This window comes from Gemmatimonadota bacterium (assembly GCA_016714015.1).
Classification (GTDB): domain Bacteria; phylum Gemmatimonadota; class Gemmatimonadetes; order Gemmatimonadales; family Gemmatimonadaceae; genus Pseudogemmatithrix.
Window position 1 is genome coordinate 208,766 of sequence record JADJNZ010000005.1, and the last position, 16,151, is coordinate 224,916.

The window sequence follows — 16,151 nt, forward strand, 5'->3', positions numbered from 1 at the left end:
GGTGTCCTCTGTGCCCTCTGTGGTGAGGCCGTTCAAGTCCCCGAGAATCCCGCGAAATTCGATTGAAATCAGCTCTCCCGCGGAGTAAATTCGGGGGTCGCACGAGAACGCCCCACGGACTCCTCGTTCCCCTCTGCAAATGACCGCTCCGAACAACCGCGAACGGATCCTCCCGCGTCTCATCCAGGACGAGGTCAGGGAGTCGTTCATCAACTACTCGATGAGCGTCATCGTGAGCCGCGCGCTGCCGGACGTGCGCGACGGGCTCAAGCCGGTGCACCGGCGCGTGCTGTACGCGATGAACGAGCTCGGGCTGGTGCCGGGGCGTCCGTACAAGAAGTCCGCGACCGTCGTCGGCGACGTGCTCGGCAAGTACCACCCGCACGGCGACCAGTCGGTGTACGACGCGCTCGTGCGCATGGTGCAGGACTTCTCGCTGCGCTATCCGCTGGTGGACGGCCAGGGCAACTTCGGCTCCGTCGACGGCGACCCCGCGGCGGCCTACCGCTACACCGAGTCGCGCCTCACGCGGATCGCGGTGGAGATGCTCACCGACATCGACAAGAACACCGTCGATTTCGCGCCGAACTTCGACGACCGCCTCGAGGAGCCGACCGTCCTGCCGTCGGCGGTGCCGAACCTGCTGATCAACGGCTCGTCGGGCATCGCGGTGGGCATGGCGACGAACATCCCGCCGCACAACATGCGCGAGGTCGCCGCCGCGGTGATGGCGATGATCGACGACCCGGAGCTCTCGGTCGAGGCGCTGCGCGGGATCGTGAAGGGCCCCGACTTCCCCACCGGCGCGTTCATCTACGGCCGCGCGGGGATCAAGGACTACATCGAGACGGGCCGCGGCAAGGTGATCATGCGCGCCCGCGCGGTGATCGAGGAGAAGGAGTCCTCCAACAAGTCGCAGATCGTCGTCACCGAGCTGCCGTACCAGGTGAACCGCGCCAACCTCGTGCTGAGCATCGCCGAGCTGGTGCGCGACAAGAAGGTCGAGGGCGTCTCCGACCTGCGTGACGAGTCGGACGCGAACACCCGCATCGTGATCGAGCTCAAGCGCGACGCGATCCCGAAGGTCGTGCTCAACCAGCTCTACAAGCACACGTCGATGCAGTCGACGTTCGGCGTGATCATGCTCGCGCTGGTGCCCGATGCGGCGACCCGCCGCCTCGTGCCGAAGATCATGGGGATGCGCGAGGTGCTCCAGCACTACATCGCGCACCGCCACGAGGTCATCGTCCGCCGGACGCAGTTCGACCTCGACAAGGCGAAGGAGCGCGAGCACATCCTCGAGGGCCTCAAGATCTGCGTCGACAACATCGACGAGGTGATCAAGGTCATCCGCGCGGCCGAGGACACGCCGCAGGCGAGCGAGCAGCTGCAGCGGCGCTTCAAGCTCTCGGAGCGGCAGGCCGAGGCGGTGCTCAACATGCGCCTCGCCAAGCTCACCGGCCTCGAGATCGAGAAGCTCGAGGAGGAGCTGGCCGAGGTGCGCGGGCAGATCAAGGAGCTCGAGGCGCTGCTGGCGTCCAAGTCGGCGCGCATGCAGGTGATGAAGGACGAGCTCGCCGCGCTGGTCACGACCTACGGCGACGAGCGCCGCACCGAGATCGTCAGCGACGAGGGCGAGTTCTCCATCGAGGACCTCATCGCCAACGAGGAGATGGTCGTCACCATCTCGCACGCGGGCTACATCAAGCGCACCTCGATCTCGACGTACCGCAAGCAGCGCCGCGGCGGGCAGGGGACCAAGGGGGCGGAGCTCCGCACCGACGACTTCGTCGAGCACCTCTTCGTCGCCAAGACGCACGACTACCTGCTCGTCTTCACGCAGGACGGGCGGTGCTTCTGGCTCAAGGTGCACGAGATCCCCGAGGGCGGCCGCGCGACGCGCGGCAAGCCGATCGTGAACCTCATCAACGTCACGCCCGACACCACGGTGCGGGCGATCGTGCCGGTGAAGGAGTTCACCGACAACGAGTACCTGATGTTCTGCACCCGCCTGGGCACGGTGAAGAAGACCGCGCTGAGCGAGTACTCGAACGTCCGATCGACCGGCATCAAGGGCATCAAGCTCGAGGAGGGCGACGAGCTGATCGACGTGCAGATCACGAGCGGCACGAACGACGTGGTGCTGGTGACCAAGCACGGCCTGAGCATCCGCTTCCATGAGCAGGAGGCCCGCGCGATGGGCCGCGACACGACCGGCGTGAAGGGCGTCGCGCTCGGCGACGGCGACAAGGTCGTCGGCATGGTGGTCGTCAAGCGCGACGCGTCGCTGCTCGTCGTCACCGAACTCGCGCTCGGCAAGCTCACGAGCATCGAGGAGTACCGGGTGCAGGGCCGCGGCGGGAAGGGCATCCTGACCGTCAAGCGCACCGAGCGCACCGGCGATGTGGTCGGCCTGCTCGAGGTGCTGCCGGAGGACGGGCTGATGCTCATCACGCGCGGTGGGCAATCACTCCGGTGCGCGGTGAAGGACATCCGCGAGACCGGGCGTGTGGCGCAGGGCGTGCGGCTCAAGAACCTCGACATGGGCGATGTCGTCGCCGCCATCGCGCGCGTCGTGCAGGACGACAAGGACGATGCGGAGGGTGGGGAAGGGGATGCGGGGCCGGATGAGCAGATCGAGCTCGCGCCTTCGGAGTGAACGGCTAGAAGCCTTCACCACAGAGGGCACAGAGGGCACAGAGAACGGCGGAGGGGTCGGGCGAGAGCTCGGCCCCTCTTTCGTTGGGGGAATCGCGGCTCGATGCGCGCGTTGCTCTCGCGGTCGTGGACCTGTTTCGCGCGATCGTGGATCGATTCCATCCGGTCAGGGCCGTATTGCATCCCGCCACGGCTCTATTCCATCCGGTCATGGACTTGAGTCACCCGGTCGCGGGCTCGATCAATCCTGTCGCGCACTCAAGTCGATCGGTCGCGAGCTCGACTCTCCCGGTCGCTCACTCCAGTCGTCCGGGCGCGAGATGGAGTCGTCCGGTCGTGCGCTGGAGTTGTCCGGTCGTGCGCTTGACTCGTCCGGTCGCGAGCTCAAGACGACCGGTCGCGAGCTCGACTCCCCCGGTCGCGAGCTCGAGTTGTCCGGCCGCGAGCTTGAGTTGTCCGAACGCGAGCTCAAGTTGTCCGGTTGCGAGCTCGATCTGTCCGGTCACGAACTCGTGTAGTCCGGTCGTCATCTCGACTCGACCGGTCGCGCCATTCACGGGCCGGCACGAACCGATCGGCGGCCTCGTCACAAGCCGGTAGCTCCTGGCGGACGCGCGCGTTATGTCGCCACCATTCTTCCCCGTTGCGACCGCATGTAACCGCGGATAGAATCGAGGGCGCGCCATCACGTCACTTCGCGAATCGACGGAGTCATCGACCATGAATCGTCATGGGTCATCGCTGCTGTGGAGCTCGATCGCCCTGCTGCTGTTGGGCTCGTGCTCCGAAGGACCTACGGAGCCCAGCGCGCCGCCGCCGCCGGTCTCTCTCTTTCCCGGCATGACGTTCGATGGGACCCTCAGCGGCGACGCGGCGCGTGAGTTCGTCCTCACGTCGATCGAAGGCAATCGACTGCGCGTGATGTTCCAGGCACGGAGCGGGTCTTCCGGTGATTCCTTGATCCTTGAGATCCGCGCCGATTCGCTCGGACCGGTCATCGGAACGCTGTCCAGCATCGGCACCCAGGTGGACCTCGCGGAGCGAGTGTTCCATCTCCCGATGACCGCCGACGCGCATCGCTACTTCCTCCGCGCCCGCCCGGCGGCCGGCGGCGACGGCGGACCGTTCCGGATCGTCGTTCTCGCGCACGATACGGGGGTCGAGCACGGCCCCGCCGCGCTGGTGCTCGGGGACACCGTCGCGTACGAGGAGTTCGACTCCCTGTGGGACGTCGACCGCTTCATCTTCACCGGTGACTCGGGGGTCGAGTACGTCTTTGCGCTGCAGCCGCTGGCGACGAATCCGTATTCCGTGGCGCTCTCGGTCTCCGACGCCCTCGGCAATGTCCTTGCCGGGACGGACGATCCATGGACCGTCGGCGAGATCGAGCGCAACGCCGTGCGCGTGCGGATTCCCGGCAATGGCGGCTATTCGGTACGCCTCGGCCAGAGCATCGCGACGGGTGCGGCGATCGCCCGGCCCGTTGCCGACGGTCGGTATCGATTCTGGAGCAAGCGCGTCGACCCGCGTCCAGAGTCCCGTCCAGCGGCCTTCGTGTTGGGAGATACGATCCTCGACGCGCTCGATCATGTCGGCGATGTGGACATCTATGAGTTCGAAGCGCTCGCCGGAGAACTGCTTCGCCTCGACGTCTCATTCACGCGTGCGCAGGTGCGGCCGATGCTGGTGACGGTCACCGGCGCCGTCGATGGTCCCAGCAATGCGCCGTTCGCCACGCCGCCGAGGCGTGTGGACGGGAGCGGCGCGACGTTCGTGATGGCCAGCGGGGCAAGTCAACGCGTCATCGTGCGCGGGGGCTCGCGAGGTCCGCGCGACTCGATCACGACGCCGTACCGGCTGGAGTTGCGCCGCGTGTCGCTCGCGCCGGAGTCGCGGGCTGCGACGCTCTCCGGTATCGACACCGTGGTCACCGAGGGCATCGAGCGAGCGGGGGACGTCGATCGGTTCGACGTCTCGCTCGCCGAGCGGGAAGTCGTCGATCTCAACATCGTCTCTGGCGCCGACCGCGAGGGATCGACGGCGGTGCGCGCCTTCGCCCCGAACGGAGACCAGCTCTGGGACCACTTCCTCATGCAAGGCGCGACCACGACCTATCGTTCGATCACGGCTTGGGATCCGGGCGTGTACCGGCTCGAGTCCCGGGGGACGGGGTCGGCGATCGGCTCGTATCGCCTGGAGATGTCGCGGATCGACCGCGCACCCGAGGCCATCGCCCGTAGCCTGCCGATCGGGACGTGGGTCGAGGGGGAACCGCTCGCGCCCGCTGCTGATGAGGACGACTTCGAGTTCGCGATGCTCGACGGGCGCGAGTACAACATCTTCATCGACTCGGGTGCAGGCAGCACGGGAAGCGTGTGCGCCACCCTCGAGGAGCCGAGCTGGCTCGTCTATGCCTGCACCGACTACCACGGGGCCACTGGACGCTTCCGGGGCGGGCCGGGTGGTACTGGGCGCTTCCGCGTGACGTCGACTTCGTTGGTCCCACTGACGGGGACCTACGCGCTCCGCGTCGCGTTGCTCGATTCGCTGCCGGAATCCCTTCCAGCGACCGGCCACGCCTTCGGCGACACGCTCAACGGTGAGCGGATCGAACTTGCTGGCGACAGCGACGAGTTCATGTTCACCGGAACCGAGGGGCAGGTGATCCGGACGATCCTCTCGTCCTCGGAGGGCCGGACGGACCAACTGTGGAACGTGGTCGTGTATCGCCTGTCTGACGGATTGACCGTGGGCGGCGGCACGCACTCGCTCTCGGATCCATTCACGCTGCCATCGACCGGCGACTACCGTGTCGTGATCTCCATCGCCGAGGACACCGAACCCATCCGAGGGGCCGGCGGCTATCGTCTGGTCACGGTGCTCGTACCCTGATCGCTACGCGTCCAGCATCCTCGCCGCGATCTCCTTCACCAGTTTCGCCGCCACGCGCGCCGTGAGATCCCGCGTGTCGAACGTCGGGTTCAGCTCCACCACGTCGGCGGCGAGGATCGGCCCGTCGAGGGACTGGATGAGCGTGATGACCTCGCGGGTGCTAAGGCCGCCGGGCTCGGGGTGCGAGACGCCGGGCGCGAACGCAGGGTCGAGGCCGTCGAGGTCGATCGAGAGATAGACCGGGCCGCGCACCACCGGACGCGCACCGCGCGCCCAGGTTGGCATGTCGATGACCTCCACGCCGAAGCGCTCGGCGGTCGCGCGCTGCGCGCCGCTCATGGTGCGGATGCCGACCTGCACGAGCCGCGACGCGAGCCCCGCCTCGAGGATCCGCGCGAACGGGCAGGCGTGTGAGAACCGATTCCCCTCGTAGTCGGGATACAGGTCCGGGTGCGCGTCGACATGCACGATCGTCACGTCGCGCGGCGGCGCGAGGCCGCGCACGAGCGGGAACGACACCGAGTGGTCGCCGCCGAGCGCGATGGTTCGGCGGCCCTCGGCCACGAGTTCGGCCACACGAGCGGAGATGCGGTCGCGGATCGCCGCGTGGTCGCCGGTGCAGTCGACGTCGCCGGCGTCCTCGAGGAGCGTCGCGAGGTCGAGGCCGGACTCGGACCAGGTGTTGGTGGACGCCGAGGCGTAGGCGGCGCGCACGGCCGCGGGGGCGAGCGCCGCGCCGCGGGCGAAGGAGGACTCGGCGTCGAAGGGGACGCCGAGGAGCATGGGGCGGACGGATGGCCGTGGCATGCGGAAAGATGCCACGGCCGGCGCGGCGCGGCGCGCACCGGGCAACCCCGGGGCTCCCCCGCGTGACACACCCTCTGACCGACCGTGCTAGACTCCAGTCGGACCATCCACCACGACTCGCCATGCCCCATCCGATCCGCTCGTCCCTCTCGCTCCTCGCCGCTCTTCCGCTCGCCGTGGCCGCGCAGGGCGCGCCCCGCGCGCTCCCCGCGCCCAACGCCACCTTCGACGAGCCCTTCTCACAGATCGCCGGGCTCCGTGAGCTGGCGAACGGCAAGGTCATCGTCGCCGATGGGCGCGACAAAGTCGTCGCTCTCGTCGACTTCGGCGCCAACTCGGCGACGAAGATCGGCCGCGAGGGGAGTGGCCCGGCCGAGTTCGGGCTGCCGGCACGGCTCTTCGCCGCGCCGCGCGACACGACGCTGCTCTTCGATCCGCTCAACACCCGCTACCTGGTCATCGGGCCGGACGGGAAGCCGGTGACGACGTTCATGGTGGAGTTCGCTCCCCCGCCGCCGCCGCCGGGTGGCGCGGCGACGCGCGGGCCGCAGGTGCGGTTCGGCGGGATGACCGTCGCGCAGGCGGCCGATGCGCGCGGGCGGCTCTACTCCGAGTCCTCGCCCCTCGCGATCAACGCGCAGGGGCAGCCGGTCTCGGCCGACTCGGTCGCCATCACGCGCTTCGATCGCGGCACCAAGCAGCTCGACACGCTCGCGTGGGTGAAGGTGCCGTCGAACAACTCGCAGGTGACCGGCGGGCAGGGGAACATGAACGTCCGCATCGGCGGCGCGAATCCGCTGGCCCCGCGCGACGGCTGGGCCGTCTTCCCCGACGGCCGCGTGGCGATCGTGCGCGCGAGCGACTACCACGTCGACTGGATCCTTCCCAACGGCCAGAAGAAGTCGTCGCCGGCGATCCGCTTCACGCCCATCCGCATGGGCGACGCCGACCGGCGCGAGGAGGAGGTGCTCCGCAACAAGGCGCGGGCGAACCAGATGATGATCACGATGTCGCAGGGCCCCGAGGGCACGCGCCGGTCGGCACAGATGGGCCCCGGCGCGAATGCGCCGCCGCTCGAGCCGCTCACCGACTGGCCGGCGGTGAAGCCGCCGTTCCGTCCCGGCGCGCCGAGCATCTGGGCGCGTCCCAACGGCGACCTCTGGGTGCGGCGCACCGAGGCGGCGGGGGCGAAGGGGATGCTCTTCGATGTGATCGACGGCGAGGGGAAGGTGATGTACCAGGTGCGGCTGCCCGACCGTGTCACGCTCGTGGGGTTCGGGGCGAACACCATCTATACGACGCTGGCGGATGAGGATGACCTGCTGACGCTCCGGCGGCATCCGGCGGGGGAAGGGAGGCTGGTGGGGATGGTGCGGTTGCCCTGAGCGGGATGAAGGCTGGAGGATGAAAGGGGGGCGGCCGTTCGGCCGCCCCTCTTTCGCTCAGGTACCCGTAAAGCAGCACTTGGCGCCGCACCTGATGGACTTCACTTCCACTCGTGTCTTCGCACTCTCTGTACGCCGTCGTCGTCGGTAACGACGATGTACGCGGCGTCCTTGCCGAATCCCAGCAGCGACTCCTGATGTTGGAGTGTGAGCTGTCGGACGCGAACGGATCGTCGGTCGACAAGGTCCAGACGCGGTCGCTCCCCATCCACCGAGGGTGTGCGCCGGATCGCGAGCATTCCGTTCGGCTCGCCTATCAGCGGCGTGACTCCGAGGTTCGAGGTGCTGGACAGGAAGGGAGGCAGGGTCGAAGGCCACTCCGTGAGTAGTTCCGGGCGGCACGGCCGAGTACCCGAGAAGATGCGCTGCCACGCCGCGCACTTGTGTTCGCGAGTCAGCGCCGTTGGAGCGTCCTCAAGAGGGCTTCCCCGAAGCCACCGCCCCTGAGGATCCCGCCAGTCCACGCGATACGGTCGCAGGTGAGCGATTGCGATCCACCCGTCAGCGAAGAGCATCGCCTCGTCTTGGGAGGACAGCGGTGATCCGACGTACATGAATGGCGCCCGTCCTTCCTCGCGCACCATCTGAACCCGTCCGCTGCCGCGTCCCCTCATTCGACCCACGCTGTCGACGTGAGAGGACTGTCGGGACGAGAGGAGCAACTGCAGCGATTCCGCCGCCGCGCGCGGTACGGCGGTGCGACCACTCCCCAGGAGGGCCGGCGCGCCGAGGAGGTGTCCGTATCGATCGGCGCCCAGCACCTCCTGCTGGAACTGCGCGATCGCCGCGTCTCGCTCGGAGAGCATGCCCACGAACCGGACGCCGACCAGGATCGTGATCCGGCCGTTGAAGCTGTCGACGAAGAGTGTCGTGTCCCCGGGAAGCGCGTGCAGGGATCCCACGCGGCGGTACTCCCCTGGTCCATCGCCGATCCGGAGCAACGGCTGAGCGATTAAGAGGTCGCTCGACAGCAGCACGATCCGCTGGTCGCCCTCGTCCAGCACGATGACTCTGCCGTCGGCCAGTTCTCGCATCGAGATCAACCGATTGAACTCGGCCGGTGACTCGGCGAGGGCTCGTCCGATACCCTGTCTCGGTCGCGATTGGGCAGCGAGTCCGGTCTGCGCCACGGCCAAGACCAAGAGCACGGTCGCGGCAAGGATCGCTCGGGCCAACGACCGGCCGTTCGAATCCGCCCCGCGAGACAGCGCACACGAAGCCGATCCGCACGGCGAGCTGCCCATTCAAGACTCCAGCGTGAGAGGGCGAGATGTGCGCCCAGGTCCTCGTCGGATTCGGCCCTGCGTCGGCTGCTTGAGGGAGCCCATCCGAGGAATGACTCCCGCGAGGGCAAGATCGACGGGGGGACGCGAGGGGACAACCCTCCCGTGCGCGCCGTCTGGCAAGGACGCGGATGACCATCCCTGATCGAGCACCCGACAGAGGCGGCAGTTCGGGCCTCATCTTCGGTGCGCGGATGGTAGTTTCCCTTGCCATGGGGAAGAATCGGTCGCACCATGTCGTTGTAGTCCTGAGCGCCGTTGCGCTCGCCACGCCCCTCGTGGCCCAGACGTCCGACGTCACGCTTCGTCCGGCGTCCGCCACCCTCGCACACGAGTTCACGCGCATCGGCTCGGTGCGCGAACTCGCTGACGGACGGCTCCTGATCGGTGACGACGACGCGATCCTCGTCGCCGACCTGCGCTCGGGTGCGGTGCGGCGGATCGGCGTGAGCGGCTCCGGCCCGCTCGAGTATCGCGACGTCCAGTCGCTCATCCCGCTCGCCGACGACACGACGCTGATGGCCGATGCGAGCAACCGCCGCCTGCTCTTCCTGCACGGCGACCGCATCGTGCGCGTCACGCCCGTCAACGACTCCGCCTTCGCGTTGCTCGGCTCGGCGCTCCTCGGGGCCGACGCGCGCGGACGGGTCCTCGCGAAGCGCCAGGTGGCGGCGCCGGGGATCACGGCGCCGCGCATGCGGAACGGCGCCGCCTTCGTGCGGCTCGATCGCCGGACGATGACCATCGACACCATCGCGGTGGGGAAGGGGATGGAAGTGGAGGTCTCGCCGGTGGGGCCGCCTGAGCGGAAGTCGTACCGCACGATGACGGTCGTGCTCGCGGTGGAGGACCCGGCGCTGCTCTTCGCGGACGGCTGGATCGCGGTCGGGCGGCAGGAGCCGTATCGCATCGACTGGTATCCACCCACCGGTGCGCCGCGACTCGGCGCGCCCATCGAAGGGGACCCGCCGCGGGTCACGGACGCCGAGCAGGCGGATTGGCGGCGACGCGCCGAGGAGTTCTCGGGGAAGCCGTTGCCGCCGGCGTTCGCGACGTTTCCGTTCGCCGAGTCCGTGCCGCCGTTCTTCGGCGACCTGTTCGCGCTCCCGGACGGCCGAGTGCTCGTCGCGCGCCACCCGTGGATCGGGAGCCGCGGGACGGAGCTGGACGTGGTGGATCGTCGCGGGGCGCGGGTCGGACGGCTCCGGCTGCCGGCGAACGAGCGGGTGGTGGGGAGCGGGCGCGCGGCGCTCTATGTGGTCGCGCGGGACGAGGATGGGATCGAACGGCTGAGTCGGCGGCCCTTGCCGTGACCCGGCCGTAAACGGGAGTCTTGACCCGCTCCGTCCGCTGACGCATCTACCGGACATGCGCTTGATGCTCCGCTCCGCGGCCGCGTTCCCTACGGTCCTGTTCGTCGTTTCCATGATGGCCTGTGCCGGCGATGCGGACCTCGCCGCCGGCATCACCCGCGCCGACTCCGCCGGCGTGAAGATCATCACCTCCGGTGCGCGCGACACGGTCCTGCCGTGGACGTTCGACGAGATCGACGTCCTCCGCGACTCGCTCGGCGAGCCGTACCTCTTCACCGGCGTCTCGCGGCAACGCGTCCTCACCGACCGCGCGGGCCGCACCTACGTCCTCACGCGCGACCCGTCGATCGTGCGCTTCGGGCGCGACGGCAAGGAGGAGCGGGTGTTCGGGCGGAAGGGCGGCGGGCCGGGGGAGTTCGAGTTCCCCACGGCGATCGGCGCGAAGAGCGACACGATCTGGGTGCGCGACAACGTGCGCGGTGTGCTCGTGCGCTTCCTGCCCGACCTCTCGCCGACGACCGACCAGCGGCTCGATGGCGCGCTCGACGGGACCGTCGGGCTCTACTACCGCACCGGCGGCCTCTGGACCAAGCGGCACGACTCGAGCGACTCGGCGGTGGTCATCGCCCTCTTCGCCGACACCCTCGGCACACCGCCGCTGCAGCAGGTGCGGCTCCGTCCCAAGCCGGTGCGGTTCAAGTGCATGGGGATGCCGTTTTCGACGCCGCTCTTCGCGCCGGAGCTGCCGGTGGCGGTGGCGGGGGCGCGGATCCTCGTGCCGGGGCCCTCGGGCTACGAGCTCTGGCTCTACGAGGGGCCGCGCGCGGTGGGGAGCGTGCGCCGTCCGCTCACGCCCCGCGCGCCGACGGCGGACGATGTGCGCGCGCTCTATCCGAACGGGATGGAGTGGAAGTTCTCCTTCGGCGACCGGATGACGTCCTGCGTCACGCCGATCGAGGAGGTCATCGCGCAGCAGGGGCTGGCCGAGACGTATCCGTTCGCGTTCGACGTGGCGCTGCTGTCGGACGGGACGATGTGGGTGCTGCGGACGCCGAGTGCGGCCGCAGCGTCGGTGGTGGATGTCTTCGGGCCGCATGGGGTCTATGTCGGCACGATGACGGGGCGCGGGCTCCCGCTGGCGCGGATGCCGAATGGGGAGCTGCTCTTCGCCAAGCCGGATGCGGAGAGCGGTGGGACGGTCATTCAGCGGGTGCAGGTCGCGCGCTGAGCCGCCTCACGATCATGGGCGATGTTCACATCTCGAGTGAGACCCATCGGACGACGCTCCGGTCGGCCGCTCCGCGGGAGCCGAGGATGAGGCGTCGACCTTCGAAGTTGAGGACCCGCTCGTAGTCCGCCATCTCGAAGTGTCCAAGGATCGAGCCATCCCCGTCGAAGAGATCCCAACGCACGATCCCGGACTCGGGGTCGACGCCGGAGGCGACGAGCATGCGCCGATCGCCAGCGATCAGCAGCGAACTGACCGCAGGATGGTTTCGCGGAGCGCCGTTCCGCCGTCGCTCAACATCCTGCGAGAGTGCCTCGCGAAATCGCGGGCTCTTTGGCATCTGCGCGAGGAATCGAGCACTCTCCGCGTTGAGCTCCTCCGGCGTGACCTCGCGAAGCGGTGCGTCGACGCGCAGTTCACGCCACGGACCGGCGCGGCCGACCCAGGCAACGCGATACGCCGATCGATCCGCGTAGAGGACCGTATCAGGAGCAATGGGCGTCCATAAGGGACGCGTGCGGAAGAACGGCGGGAGCGGGATGAGATCACTCTTCGTCGAGCGGACGGACGCGGTCCGGAGGCGCGCCCATGGACCGCGGAAGCCCTCGCGCGGAGTGACGCCGACGAACTCCGCCTCGACCGAGTCCCCGGCGGTCGCCGCTGCCGGCAGGTGCATCTTCACGAGGCTTCCCTCGAAGGCCGCGGCGCCGAAGAAGTCCGCGTCCAAAGGAATCAGCGTGGTGTTGTCCAACCGCCCGACCGAGTCGACCGAGATGAATCGTGCCGATCCGGGAATGAGCAGTCGCCATCCACCATTCGAGGTCGCTTCGATCGCTGCCTCCGACTGGAGGTTTCCGATCGGGTTGTTGTCGAAGACGATCTGTCGCAAGGAGCGTTGCGCCGACACAACGAACACGCTTGATCGTTCGGTCAACAGTGCCACTTCACCGTCGCGCGACACCGCTACCCTCAACGGTTCCTCATTCGGGCAGGCGGGGCGGGCGCCACAGATCGTGTCGCCTTCGATGAACCGAACGCGCGGTGCGGCGAGGTACGTCTCGCGGTCGATGGAGACGAGCGTGACGCTCGGCGCGACAGGCGCTGGTTCGCTCGAGCAGGCGACTGTGAACAGAGCGAGGATGGCGCGCGCACTAGCTGAGGAACACCTTCGCACTTGTCTGGGCATCGAGGCTGGAAGGGCGTTGACGTCGCCGCGGGTCAGGGGTGCTGGCTCGATAAGCGGAAGAGTTGGATGATTGGCGTGTCGCCCCGCTCTGCGATCACGGCGAGGGTGTCGCCGGAGACCGCGATCCGATCTGCCTTATCCGGGAGCACGAACGATCCGCGATAGGTGAGATCGCTTCGTCTGTAGACGTCAAGCAGCTTGCCCGCTTGTCGTGTGCTCCCTTCGTAAAGCACAAGGATCATGTCTCGCCATGCCCGGGCATCGATCGCGCTGATCTTGGCCCCTCTCGGCATTCCGATCCGAGCCGACCGCCCCTCGTCCTGCACCACCGGTTGCGGATCCACCGGTGGCACTGCCTCAACATAGGCCGCGGTCCGCCACGCGCGGATCGCGCCCGTCACGGCGAACTGCGACTGATAGTATGCGATGAGGACGCACGTCGAATCGTCGAGCTGTTGAGTGACGGCCTGACGGCCGATCGGTGCGATCCTGAGGAGCTCCGGCAATGGCAACGAGGACGAGTCGATCACCTCGCTCCCTCGGGACGCCACGAGGTCCACTTGCTGGATGGGATCTCCAGAAGAGGAGCGATTCCGGAAGAACTCCATGTCGTTAGCGGAGATGGTGCCCAGTGAGATCCCGTCTCCCAGCAGGCAACTCGACTTGATCGGTCTGTTTGGAGCCGGCGCGGTGCCGATTGAATCCGCAATGCGCTCAAGCCGGCTGTGTCGACGATTGTCACGGTCGAACGCCATCGGGCGGTCGTAGGTCCCCTGGAACCGAAGCGCGATGGAATGCTCGCCTGGTCCTCGGCCGGCCCGACCATACGAGGCAACTGAGAGTCGCGGCGACCAGTTCACCACCCGGATCCGTGATGCACCCGCATCGAACACGAGAAGGCCTGCGCGGGCGAACTGCAGGTCGGTCGGGAGCAGAAGCGTCGAGTCGGCCAGGGACGATGGTGTCTCGGCCATCCACTCGATTCGGCCATCGAATGCAAAGCGCGGTGCAGCGAGGCGAGGAGGGGGCGAGTTCGGTGCGGCGGCGCGGACGACGGCCACCGTGCTCTCCGAGTCAACCTCGGCCGACCCGATCGCGAAGACGCCCGAGTCCGGTTCAGCGCCCGAATCGGCATCCACGTGGGCGGCGCACGCCGCGAGGGCGAGCAACAGGACCGCGGCGGAGCAGTTGCTGCGGACAGGACTCACGGACTCTCCCTCGATGGAAGTGCGCTGAGGTCATGCAACTCGACTCCGCGTCTATCGGAGGGAACGCGAACCAACACCGGAGTCGTGCGAACGCCACGCGCGATCAGGGCCGACTCGATCAGGAGCGATGTCAATCGAGTCACCCTCCGTTCGAGCACACCCTCGACCTCACTACCGGACGGATCCCCGCGAATGACGAGGTGGACTACATGCCTCGGTCGCTGCCACGCGCGAATGCGAGCGTGCGCGGATGCCAAGCGCAGGTTGCCAGCGCAGTCATCGGACTGAGTAACGATGACCCAGCGCTCGGATGAAGTAGGAGACGATGACTCACCGATCATCCACAGGATGCCCGAATCAGTCCCGAACATCCAACTCACGGCAATCACTGAGAACGCGCAGGCCAAGGCCAGAACGACCCTGCGCCTGCGCGTCCGTGAGCGGCGCTCGCCCCTCACGAAGCGACTCTACTTCCTACTCGTCGAGCTTCCTGCCGTAGAGTTGCACGTAGTTCTCGAAGCACTCGCCACCTATGCACACGGTGAAATAGACCTTCTCGCACTCGATGTTCAGCCAGGGCTCCGAGCATCCGCTATTCGCGAGTGCGGGCGTGGGTGCCACGGCCATCGCGGTCACGACGGCCGCGCCAGCAACAACCGACTTCACCAGCGTCTTCACACTCGGAAGCATGTACTCCTCCATCCAGTCTGAAAGGTGGGTGCTCAATGGTGCGCGGAGACGACCGTAGCGGGACCGGGACCACTTCCGTTGCCGACTCCAAATCCTTCCCTGCTTCGGTTGCGGACCAGCCCGCCCCTGTCGGGAGACTCGCTCACGAGATCGGTGCGCGCGCCAAAGATTCGACCCACGCATCAGTCCCCGCCACCCTGAGATTGGGACAATTGCGGCAGGATTCGGCCACAACCGGCGAGTCGGTGCCCATCCGTGCGCCTCACCGTCGTCGAACGACTTAGTTCATGCACCGAGGGACAATCGGAAGGTCGGCCAGAAAGTGCGCCGTTCACCGGCGCGGAGCGTCCGGCCGCCGTCGGCCATCTACGACAGCGTTGGTCTCTTGCCTTCTCGCAGGCAATGGCTTGTTAGCATGTGCGAGAGCGCCACGTCATCGTATGCGATCAACGCGTCGCGCATTGACACTCCGAGAACCAGGCGAAGCGTAGATGTCATTGTGCGTTCCGAGAGGAAGCCCGCCGCGAACGCAAGTGCGGCTCGCTTCGCGCGCTGCGTCTGGGCCAGGTCGAGAGCCAGCGCTAGGCGACCCGCTTGCTGAAGGCGGTGACTTGAGGACAAGCCGAGAGCGGACAAGTGTCGCGAGAGGCTTCGCCCCCCCCCCTCCCAGCTCTCCTTGCGCGACCGGTCTGCGAAATCATGACCCGTAGCATGCGGAATCAGCTCGTGACAAACTACCGCAAAGCTCGGATCGGGCAACTGACTGAGTCGCGGGCTGAGTGCGTGAACGAATCGCGAGTGGATGCTGGTACGCGGGAACGTGGAAAAGAACGCGTGATGAACACCTGCCCGCTTGGTCGCGCTCGGGATGAATTCAAGTGCGGCGGTCTGCGCCAACGCGAAGAGCGTACGCATCTGGGTCACTTCATGGTCCGCGGCAATGGCGATGCGGACATCCGCTGCGCTTGCCGCTGCAGCGAGCTCCGACGCGGCGGCGCGATCCATCGCCCGCACATGAAGAATCATGCAGTCCGGAAGTCCGGAGGTGAGTCTCAACCGCTCAAGGGCAAGTGTCCGGCGCGCCGGTGTGAAGCACCAGTTCCCGCTCCGTTCCACGGACGTGGCAAGGGAGCGGGAAAAGTCATCGGGGCCAATCACGAGCGCTTCTCGACGCATCGCGATTCAATCGAATGGTGGTGCAGAATGCTGTCAACCGGGACGGGCAGTGGTGTTCGCCGCTCGGGTACGACGAGCGGCGCCCTCCTGAATCATCCGCAGGAACGAGACGGACCTGCCCTCTCAGCGGACGCCGCTCGGCCAGTCGAGGCTCCCCGCCCGCGGAGGTCGCTCGGGGAGGTGGTGGGCGCTCAGTTTGGACTCCAGATTGTGAACGACGATCACCGACCGGCAACCTTTGCTTCGCCCGGTGGGTCACAATGGA

Annotated in this window: 11 protein-coding genes; 5 read left to right on the plus strand and 6 right to left on the minus strand. The window is 67.5% G+C overall.

Annotated features, from left to right (window positions below; genetic code table 11):
• Positions 1-139: 139 nt before the first annotated feature.
• Positions 140-2,659 (plus strand): DNA gyrase subunit A, encoded by a 2,520-nt coding sequence (gyrA, locus tag IPJ78_11310; protein MBK7907135.1) that lies wholly within the window; start codon positions 140-142, stop codon positions 2,657-2,659.
• 295 nt (positions 2,660-2,954) lie between these two features.
• Here gyrA and IPJ78_11315 read toward each other — a convergent pair whose 3' ends face one another.
• Positions 2,955-3,188: a hypothetical protein gene (locus IPJ78_11315; protein MBK7907136.1), complete on the minus strand. Its 234-nt coding sequence runs from the start codon at positions 3,186-3,188 to the stop codon at positions 2,955-2,957.
• Positions 3,189-3,498: 310 nt separating this feature from the next.
• Between IPJ78_11315 and IPJ78_11320 the strand changes: the two genes are divergently transcribed.
• The gene (locus tag IPJ78_11320) at positions 3,499-5,550 is read left to right on the plus strand and encodes a hypothetical protein (GenBank protein ID MBK7907137.1); all 2,052 of its coding nucleotides are present in this window, start codon (positions 3,499-3,501) and stop codon (positions 5,548-5,550) included.
• 3 nt (positions 5,551-5,553) lie between these two features.
• On the opposite strand, the gene speB is transcribed toward IPJ78_11320, so the two are convergent.
• Positions 5,554-6,357 (minus strand): agmatinase, encoded by an 804-nt coding sequence (speB, locus tag IPJ78_11325; protein ID MBK7907138.1) that lies wholly within the window; start codon positions 6,355-6,357, stop codon positions 5,554-5,556.
• 122 nt (positions 6,358-6,479) lie between these two features.
• Here speB and IPJ78_11330 point away from each other — a divergent pair, with 122 nt between their 5' ends.
• Complete coding sequence (locus IPJ78_11330; GenBank protein ID MBK7907139.1) at positions 6,480-7,742, plus strand: hypothetical protein; 1,263 nt, start codon at positions 6,480-6,482, stop codon at positions 7,740-7,742.
• Positions 7,743-7,843: 101 nt separating this feature from the next.
• Here the strand turns inward: IPJ78_11330 and IPJ78_11335 are convergent, their stop codons facing one another.
• Positions 7,844-8,836, minus strand: a complete 993-nt coding sequence (locus tag IPJ78_11335; GenBank protein ID MBK7907140.1) for a hypothetical protein — start codon at positions 8,834-8,836, stop codon at positions 7,844-7,846.
• A gap of 461 nt (positions 8,837-9,297) precedes the next feature.
• Between IPJ78_11335 and IPJ78_11340 the strand changes: the two genes are divergently transcribed.
• On the plus strand, positions 9,298-10,398 hold the full coding sequence (locus tag IPJ78_11340) for a hypothetical protein (GenBank protein MBK7907141.1): 1,101 nt from the start codon (positions 9,298-9,300) through the stop codon (positions 10,396-10,398).
• Positions 10,399-10,462: 64 nt separating this feature from the next.
• Positions 10,463-11,626, plus strand: coding sequence for a hypothetical protein (locus IPJ78_11345; GenBank protein MBK7907142.1), 1,164 nt, complete (start codon positions 10,463-10,465; stop codon positions 11,624-11,626).
• 25 nt (positions 11,627-11,651) lie between these two features.
• Here IPJ78_11345 and IPJ78_11350 read toward each other — a convergent pair whose 3' ends face one another.
• The 3 genes from IPJ78_11350 to IPJ78_11360 form a co-directional block, all read right to left on the minus strand.
• Entirely contained in the window at positions 11,652-12,515 is an 864-nt protein-coding gene (locus IPJ78_11350; protein ID MBK7907143.1) for a hypothetical protein, read from the minus strand.
• Positions 12,516-12,844: 329 nt separating this feature from the next.
• The gene (locus IPJ78_11355; protein MBK7907144.1) at positions 12,845-14,020 is read right to left on the minus strand and encodes a hypothetical protein; all 1,176 of its coding nucleotides are present in this window, start codon (positions 14,018-14,020) and stop codon (positions 12,845-12,847) included.
• 474 nt (positions 14,021-14,494) lie between these two features.
• Positions 14,495-14,722, minus strand: a complete 228-nt coding sequence (locus IPJ78_11360; protein ID MBK7907145.1) for a hypothetical protein — start codon at positions 14,720-14,722, stop codon at positions 14,495-14,497.
• Positions 14,723-16,151 lie beyond the last annotated feature (1,429 nt).

Coding starts and splice junctions, on each gene's coding strand:
- IPJ78_11340 (MBK7907141.1), top strand. CDS start 9,298: ATGGGGAAGAATCGGTCGCACCATGTCGTTGTAGTCCTGAGCGCCGTT.
- gyrA (MBK7907135.1), top strand. CDS start 140: ATGACCGCTCCGAACAACCGCGAACGGATCCTCCCGCGTCTCATCCAG.
- IPJ78_11345 (MBK7907142.1), top strand. CDS start 10,463: ATGCTCCGCTCCGCGGCCGCGTTCCCTACGGTCCTGTTCGTCGTTTCC.
- speB (MBK7907138.1), bottom strand. CDS start 6,357: ATGCCACGGCCATCCGTCCGCCCCATGCTCCTCGGCGTCCCCTTCGAC.
- IPJ78_11360 (MBK7907145.1), bottom strand. CDS start 14,722: ATGGAGGAGTACATGCTTCCGAGTGTGAAGACGCTGGTGAAGTCGGTT.
- IPJ78_11315 (MBK7907136.1), bottom strand. CDS start 3,188: ATGACGACCGGACTACACGAGTTCGTGACCGGACAGATCGAGCTCGCA.
- IPJ78_11320 (MBK7907137.1), top strand. CDS start 3,499: ATGACGTTCGATGGGACCCTCAGCGGCGACGCGGCGCGTGAGTTCGTC.
- IPJ78_11335 (MBK7907140.1), bottom strand. CDS start 8,836: ATGCGAGAACTGGCCGACGGCAGAGTCATCGTGCTGGACGAGGGCGAC.
- IPJ78_11330 (MBK7907139.1), top strand. CDS start 6,480: ATGCCCCATCCGATCCGCTCGTCCCTCTCGCTCCTCGCCGCTCTTCCG.